Source organism: Hydrogenophaga sp. GW456-12-10-14-TSB4 (assembly GCF_059424305.1).
Genome location: NZ_JBWKZH010000124.1, coordinates 1 through 7,098, shown reverse-complemented (window position 1 = coordinate 7,098; position 7,098 = coordinate 1). Strand labels below are relative to the sequence as shown.

The 7,098-nt window shown below is 68.9% G+C and carries 7 protein-coding genes; all 7 read left to right on the top strand.

All coding sequences use genetic code 11. The annotated features are described in order from the left end of the window. Nucleotides 1-25 precede the first annotated feature (25 nt). Nucleotides 26-751 carry a ribulose-phosphate 3-epimerase gene (gene rpe / locus AC07ZS_RS29355; RefSeq protein WP_494801968.1) on the top strand — a complete coding sequence of 242 codons (726 nt, stop codon included), beginning with the start codon at nucleotides 26-28 and terminating at the stop codon, nucleotides 749-751. Beyond that, nucleotides 742-1,830, top strand: a complete 1,089-nt coding sequence (locus AC07ZS_RS29350) for a class 1 fructose-bisphosphatase (RefSeq protein ID WP_494801967.1) — start codon at nucleotides 742-744, stop codon at nucleotides 1,828-1,830. The genes rpe and AC07ZS_RS29350 overlap by 10 nt, the downstream gene beginning before the upstream one ends. Nucleotides 1,831-2,024: 194 nt before the next feature. Continuing rightward, nucleotides 2,025-2,903, top strand: coding sequence for a phosphoribulokinase (locus AC07ZS_RS29345; protein WP_494801966.1), 879 nt, complete (start codon nucleotides 2,025-2,027; stop codon nucleotides 2,901-2,903). Beyond that, the gene (tkt, locus tag AC07ZS_RS29340) at nucleotides 2,900-4,975 is read left to right on the top strand and encodes a transketolase (RefSeq protein ID WP_494801965.1); all 2,076 of its coding nucleotides are present in this window, start codon (nucleotides 2,900-2,902) and stop codon (nucleotides 4,973-4,975) included. Before AC07ZS_RS29345 ends, tkt begins: the two co-directional genes overlap by 4 nt. Then, a complete protein-coding gene (locus AC07ZS_RS29335) occupies nucleotides 4,972-5,640 on the top strand; it encodes an HAD-IA family hydrolase (RefSeq protein ID WP_494801964.1) in 669 nt (222 codons plus the stop codon). The genes tkt and AC07ZS_RS29335 overlap by 4 nt, the downstream gene beginning before the upstream one ends. A 2-nt stretch (nucleotides 5,641-5,642) precedes the next feature. After that, nucleotides 5,643-6,659 carry a type I glyceraldehyde-3-phosphate dehydrogenase gene (gene gap / locus AC07ZS_RS29330; protein WP_494801963.1) on the top strand — a complete coding sequence of 339 codons (1,017 nt, stop codon included), beginning with the start codon at nucleotides 5,643-5,645 and terminating at the stop codon, nucleotides 6,657-6,659. Continuing rightward, nucleotides 6,656-7,098: phosphoglycerate kinase (gene pgk / locus AC07ZS_RS29325; RefSeq protein ID WP_494801962.1), on the top strand; the 443-nt coding region annotated here is incomplete at its 3' end. The genes gap and pgk, both read left to right, overlap by 4 nt.

Below are 7,098 nucleotides of genomic sequence, written 5' to 3'. Positions count from 1 at the left end.
GCCCAAGTTCAACCCGTCGCCCGCCGTGCGCCTGGCGCCCTCCCTCCTTTCGGCCGACTTCGCGCGCCTGGGCGAAGAGGTGCGCGCCATCGAAGCCGCTGGCGCCGACTTCGTGCACTTCGACGTGATGGACAACCACTACGTGCCCAACCTCACCATCGGCCCGCAGGTCTGCGAAGCCATCCGCCCGCACGTGCAGATCCCCATCGACGTGCACCTCATGGTGGAGCCGGTGGATGCGCTGGTCCCCCTGTTCGCCAAGGCCGGCGCCAACTGCATCAGCTTCCACCCCGAGGCCTCGCGCCACGTGGACCGCACGCTGCAGCTGATCCGCTCGCACGGCTGCAAGGCCGGCCTCGCGCTCAACCCCGCCACGCCGCTGGCCTGGATGGACCACGTCATGGACAAACTGGACCTGGTGCTGCTGATGAGTGTCAACCCGGGCTTCGGCGGCCAGGCCTTCATCCCTCACACCCTGCACAAGCTGCGCGAGGCGCGCCGCCGCATCGACGCCCACACCGCCACCGGCGGCCAGCCGATCTGGCTGGAGGTGGACGGCGGCGTGAAGCTGGACAACATCGGCGAGATCGTCCAGGCCGGCGCCGACATCTGCGTGGCCGGCAGCGCCATCTTCGGCGCCGCCGACGCGGCGGGCGGCTACCACGGCGTCATGAGCGCGATGCGCCACGCCGCCGCCACCCCGGACTTCCATTCCAGCAACGCCCCGCGGAGAACCACGCCATGCCACTGACCGGCCGCAAGACCCTCACCCAGTACCTCATCGAAGAACGCCGCCGCTTCCCCGAAGCCAGCGGCGATTTCAACGCCCTCATCCTCGACGTGGCCATGGCCTGCAAGGCCATCGCGCGCGCGGTCGCCTTCGGGGCGCTGGGCGACGTGCTGGGCAACCACGCCGCCGCCGCCGGCGGCTCGGTCAACGTGCAAGGAGAGACACAGAAGAAACTCGACGTGCTGAGCAACGATTACTTCCTGCGCATCACCGAGTGGGGCGGCCACCTCGCGGGCATGGCCTCCGAGGAAATGGACGCGCCGTACCAGATCCCCGGCACCTACCCGCGCGGCAAGTACCTGCTGGTGTTCGACCCGCTCGACGGCTCCAGCAACATCGACGTGAACGTCTCCGTGGGCAGCATCTTCTCGGTGCTGCGCGCGCCGGCCACCGAGGACCGCGAAGTCACCGAGGCCGACTTCCTGCAGCCCGGCACGCAGCAGGTGGCCGCCGGCTACGCGCTCTACGGCCCCACTACCATGTTCGTGCTCACCGTGGGCAACGGCGTGACCGGCTTCACCCTCGACCCCAACCTGGGCGAGTTCATGCTCACCCACCCCGACCTCACCGTGCCCGCCGACACGCAGGAGTTCGCCATCAACGCCTCCAACAGCCGCTTCTGGGAAGCGCCGGTCAAGCGCTACGTGGACGAATGCCTGGCCGGCAAGACCGGCCCGCGCGCCAAGGACTTCAACATGCGCTGGATCGCCAGCATGGTGGCCGAGGCGCACCGCATCCTCATGCGCGGCGGTGTCTTTCTCTACCCGCGCGACAGCAAGGACCCGGCCAAGCCCGGCCGCCTGCGCCTGCTGTACGAGGCCAACCCCATCGGTTTCATCATGGAGCAGGCCGGCGGCCGTGCCAGCACCGGGCGCGTGCCCATGCTGGGCGTGCAGCCCGAGGGCCTGCACCAGCGCATCGGCCTGGTGTTCGGCTCGAAGCACGAGGTCGAGCGCATCGAGCGCTACCACGCCGAGCCGCCCGCGCGCAAAGACCTGGACAACCCCCTGTTCCACGAGCGCAGCCTGTTCCGCGTTTAAGAAGGTGCGAATGAACCCGCCATGCCCGCTCGTCCCGCCAAAACGCACCCTCTCGGCGTTGCAAATGCGCGCCGTGGCCCAAGCCACGGCTGTGCTTTGCGCCTTGATAGGGCACGTTGTGGCGGCCCGCTCGGCCACGCCGGATCCATTCACACCTTCTAAGCCCCGATTCTTCAACTCCACGGGACATCACCATGTCTGAGCGCCACCCCATCATCGCCATCACCGGCTCGTCGGGGGCAGGGACCACTTCGGTCACCCGCACCTTCGAGAACATCTTCCGCCGCGAAGGCGTCACCGCCGCCATCATCGAAGGCGACAGCTTTCACCGCCACGACCGCCAGGACATGAAGCTGCGCCAGGCCGAGGCCGAGCGCGCGGGCAATGGCCACTTCAGCCACTTCGGCCCCGAGAACAACCTGTTCCCCGAGCTGGAGGCGCTGTTCGCCAGTTACGGCCGCAGCGGCACCGGCCAGTCGCGCAAGTACCTGCACGACGCCGAAGAGGCCGCACCCTGGAAACAGGCGCCCGGCACCTTCACGCCCTGGCAGGAGCTGCCCCAGAACACCGACCTGCTGTTCTACGAAGGCCTGCACGGCGCTGTGGTCACGCCCGAGGTCAACATCGCCCAGCACCCCGACCTGCTCATCGGCGTCGTGCCCGTGATCAACCTCGAATGGATCCAGAAACTCTGGCGCGACAAGTCCAAGCGCGGCTACAGCACCGAGGCCGTCACCGACACCATCCTGCGCCGCATGCCCGACTACGTGAACTACATCTGCCCGCAGTTCGCTCACACGCACGTCAACTTCCAGCGCGTGCCCTGCGTGGACACCTCCAACCCCTTCATCGCGCGCGAGATCCCGGCGCCCGACGAGAGCTTCGTCGTGATCCGCTTCGCCAAGCCCAAGGGCATCGACTTCCAGTACCTGCTGAGCATGGTGCACGACTCCTTCATGTCGCGCGCCAACACCATCGTCGTGCCCGGCGGCAAGATGGAACTGGCCATGCAATTGATCTTTACCCCGTTCATCTGGCGCATGATGGAACGCAAGCAGAGGGCCTTCGCATGAGCGCGCGCCAGCCCCCCAACCTCGACCTCGCGCGCCGCATGGCCAACGCGATCCGCCTGCTCGCGGTGGACGCGGTGGAGGCCGCGCAATCCGGCCACCCCGGCGCGCCCATGGGCATGGCCGACATTGCCGAGGTGCTCTGGAACCGCCACCTGCGTCACAACCCGGCCAACCCGCACTGGTTCGACCGCGACCGTTTCGTGCTCTCCAACGGCCACGGCTCCATGCTGCTCTACGCGCTGCTGCACCTCACGGGCTACGGGCTCTCGATGGACGACCTGCGCCAGTTCCGCCGTCTGCACAGCAAGACCGCCGGCCACCCCGAGGTCGGTGTGACACCCGGCGTGGAAACCACCACCGGCCCGCTCGGCCAGGGCCTGGCCAACGCCGTCGGCATGGCGCTGGCCGAGAAGCTGCTTGCCACCGAGTACAACCGGCCGGGCCACGCCATCGTGGACCACCACACCTACGTCTTCCTGGGCGACGGCTGCCTGATGGAAGGCATCAGCCACGAAGCCTGCTCGCTCGCCGGCACGCTGCGCCTGGCGAAACTGGTGGCGCTCTACGACGACAACGGCATCTCCATCGACGGCCATGTGCAGGGCTGGTTCACCGACGACACGCCGCGCCGCTTCGCCGCCTACGGCTGGCAGGTGGTCACGGTGGACGGCCACGACCCCGGCGCGATCGACGCGGCACTGCGGCGCGCGCGCAGCGCCAGCGCGCAGGCCGAGGGCAAGCCCACGCTGATCTGCTGCAAGACCATCATCGGCAAAGGCGCACCCAACAAACAGGGCAGCCACGACGTGCACGGCGCCGCGCTCGGTGCGGCCGAGGTGCAGGCCACGCGCGAGGCCCTGGGCTGGACCGCCGCACCCTTCGAGATCCCGGCCGACATCGCCGCCGCCTGGAACGCCACCGAACGCGGCCACGCGCTCGAAGCCGACTGGCAGGCGCGCTTCGTCGCCTACCGCGAGGCCTACCCGGCCGAGGCCGCCGAGTTCGACCGCCGCCTGGTCGGCGAACTGCCCGAGGGCTTCGCCGACGGCCTGCCCGCCACCGTCGCGGCCCTGGGTCGGCGCACCGACGCCGTCGCCACGCGCAAGGCCAGCCAGCTCGCGCTCGACGCCCTGGCGCCGCAACTGCCCGAAATCTTCGGCGGCAGCGCCGACCTCACCAGCTCCAACCTCACCAACTTCAAGGGCTGCGTTACCGCCGGCCCCGACAAGGCCGGCCGCTTCACCGGCGGCAACCACCTGAGCTACGGCGTGCGCGAGTTCGGCATGGCCGCCATCATGAACGGCCTGGCGCTGCACGGCGGCTTCATTCCCTACGGTGGCACCTTCCTCGCCTTCAGCGACTACAGCCGCAACGCGGTGCGCATGGCCGCGCTGATGAAGCTGCAGGTCATCCACGTGTTCACGCACGACAGCATCGGCCTGGGCGAGGACGGCCCGACCCACCAGCCGGTGGAGCACGTGCCCAGCCTGCGCCTCATCCCGGGGCTGGACGTGTGGCGCCCCGGCGATGCGCTGGAAACGGCGGTGGCCTGGGCCAACGCCCTGCAGCGCCGCGACGGCCCCACCGCGCTCGCGCTCTCGCGCCAGAACCTGCCGCCGCTGGGCGACGAGACCCGCGCCACCGCCATCCAGCGCGGCGGCTACGTGCTCTCGGACATGCCGGGCGCGCAGGCCGTCATCGTCGCCACCGGTTCCGAAACGGTGTTGGCCCTGCAGGCGCAGACCGCGCTCGCGGCCGAGGGCATCGCCGTGCGCGTCGTCTCCATGCCCTGCACCAGCGTGTTCGACCGGCAGGACGCCGCCTGGCAGGACGCCGTTCTGCCGCCCGCGCTGCCCGCCGTGGCGGTGGAGGCCGCGCACCCCGACTTCTGGCGCAAGTACGTGGGCCGCAGCGGCCGCGTGGTCGGCATGAGCACGTTTGGCGAATCGGCCCCCGCGAAAGACCTGTACGCGCACTTCGGCATCACCGCCGCGCGCGTGGCCGACGAGGTGCGCGCGCTGCTGCACCCGCGCCCCCGTGTGCGTGCAGGCATCGAGGCGGAGGCAGCATGAGCGCCGTGGACCTGGCGATGTTCGACCTCGACGGCACGCTGGTCGCCACCGCTGGCGAGATCGGCGACGCCGTCAACGACACCCTGGTGCGCTTCGACCTGCCCGCCGTCTCGCAGGTGCAGGTGGAGCGCTGGATCGGCCACGGCACGCGCGAGCTGCTGATCCAGGCCCTGGCCTCGGCCGGCAAGACCGGGGTGGACGTGGTGCGCGCGAGCAGCGCCCTGCCGCTGATCGCCGCCGAGTTCGACCGCCACTACCAGCGCCGCTGCGGCACGCGCAGCCAGCTCTACCCCCAGGTGCGCGAAACCCTCACCGCCCTGCGCGAGCGCGGCGTGAAACTCGCCGTCGTCACCAACAAGGAAAGCCGCTACACCGCCACCGTGATGGACGCGCACCGGCTCGCGCCCCTGTTTCACCGCGTGATCAGTGGCGACACCCTGCCGACCAAGAAGCCCGACCCGGCCGGCATCCACAGCTGCCTGGCGTTGTTCCAGGTGCCGCCCGAGCGCGCGCTCTTCGTGGGCGATTCGTCCATCGACGTCGCCACCGCGCGCAACGCCGGCGTGCGCGTCTGGGCCCTGCCCTATGGCTACAACATGGGTGAGCCCATCACCGCCTGCGCGCCCGACCGCGTCATCGACAACCTCTCCGCTCTTTTGCACTGACCATGACCACCCGACAACCCCTCCGCCTCGGCATCAACGGCTTCGGCCGCATTGGCCGCAACGTGCTGCGCAGCGCCATCCAGAACTTCAACGACATTGAAGTGGTGGCGATCAACGACCTGCTCGAGCCCGACTACCTGGCCTACATGCTGCAGTACGACAGCGTGCACGGCCGCTTCAAGGGCACGGTCTCGGTCGAAGGCAACACGCTGATCGTCAACGGCAAGAAGATCCGCCTGACGCAGGAGCGCGATCCGGCCAACCTGAAGTGGGCCGAAGTCGGCGCCGACGTGGTGATCGAATCCACCGGTCTGTTCCTGGACAAGGTCACGGCCCAGAAGCACCTGGACGCGGGTGCGAAGAAGGTGATCCTGTCGGCCCCCTCCAAGGACGACACCCCGATGTTCGTCTTTGGCGTGAACGACAAGACCTACAAGGGCGAGGCCATCATCTCCAACGCCTCGTGCACCACCAACTGCCTGGCGCCGATCGCCAAGGTGCTCAACGACAAGTGGGGCATCAAGCGCGGGCTGATGACCACGGTGCACGCGGCCACGGCCACGCAGAAGACGGTGGACGGCCCGAGCAACAAGGACTGGCGCGGTGGCCGCGGCATCCTGGAAAACATCATCCCCAGCAGCACGGGCGCGGCCAAGGCCGTGGGCGTGGTGATCCCCGAGCTCAACAAGAAACTCACGGGCATGAGCTTCCGGGTGCCGACTTCCGACGTGTCGGTGGTGGACCTGACGGTGGAGCTGAACAAGGAAGCGACGTTTGATGAGATCTGCGCGGAGATGAAGGCGCAGAGCGAAGGCGCCTTGAAGGGCGTGCTGGGCTACACGACGGACAAGGTGGTGGCGACGGACTTCCGGGGCGACACGCGCACCTCGATCTTCGACGCCGACGCCGGCATTGCGCTGGACAAGACCTTCATCAAGGTCGTGAGCTGGTACGACAACGAATGGGGCTACTCCAACAAATGCCTGGAGATGGTTCGCGTCGTGGGCGGTCTCGCATGAGCGCGCTGCGTTTCGGCGACGTGTGCGCGAGTGGCTTCGCGCGCGGCAAGCGCGTCTTCATCCGCGCCGATCTCAACGTGCCCTTGTCGCCCGGCGGCGAGATCACGGAAGACACGCGCATCCGCGCGAGCCTGCCGGCCATCCAGCTGGCGCTGGGCGCGGGCGCGGCGGTGATGGTCACCAGCCACCTGGGTCGCCCCACCGAAGGCGCCTTCAAGCCCGAAGACTCGCTCGCCCCTGTGGCCGCGCGCCTGGGCGAGCTGCTGGACCGCCCGGTGCGCCTGGTCGCCAACTGGATCGACGGTGACTTCTCCGTCGCCCCCGGCGAAGTCGTGCTGCTGGAGAACTGCCGCCTCAACGTGGGCGAGAAGAAGAACAGCCCCGAACTGGCGAAAAAGCTGGGCGCCCTGTGCGACATCTTCGTGCACGACGCCTTTGG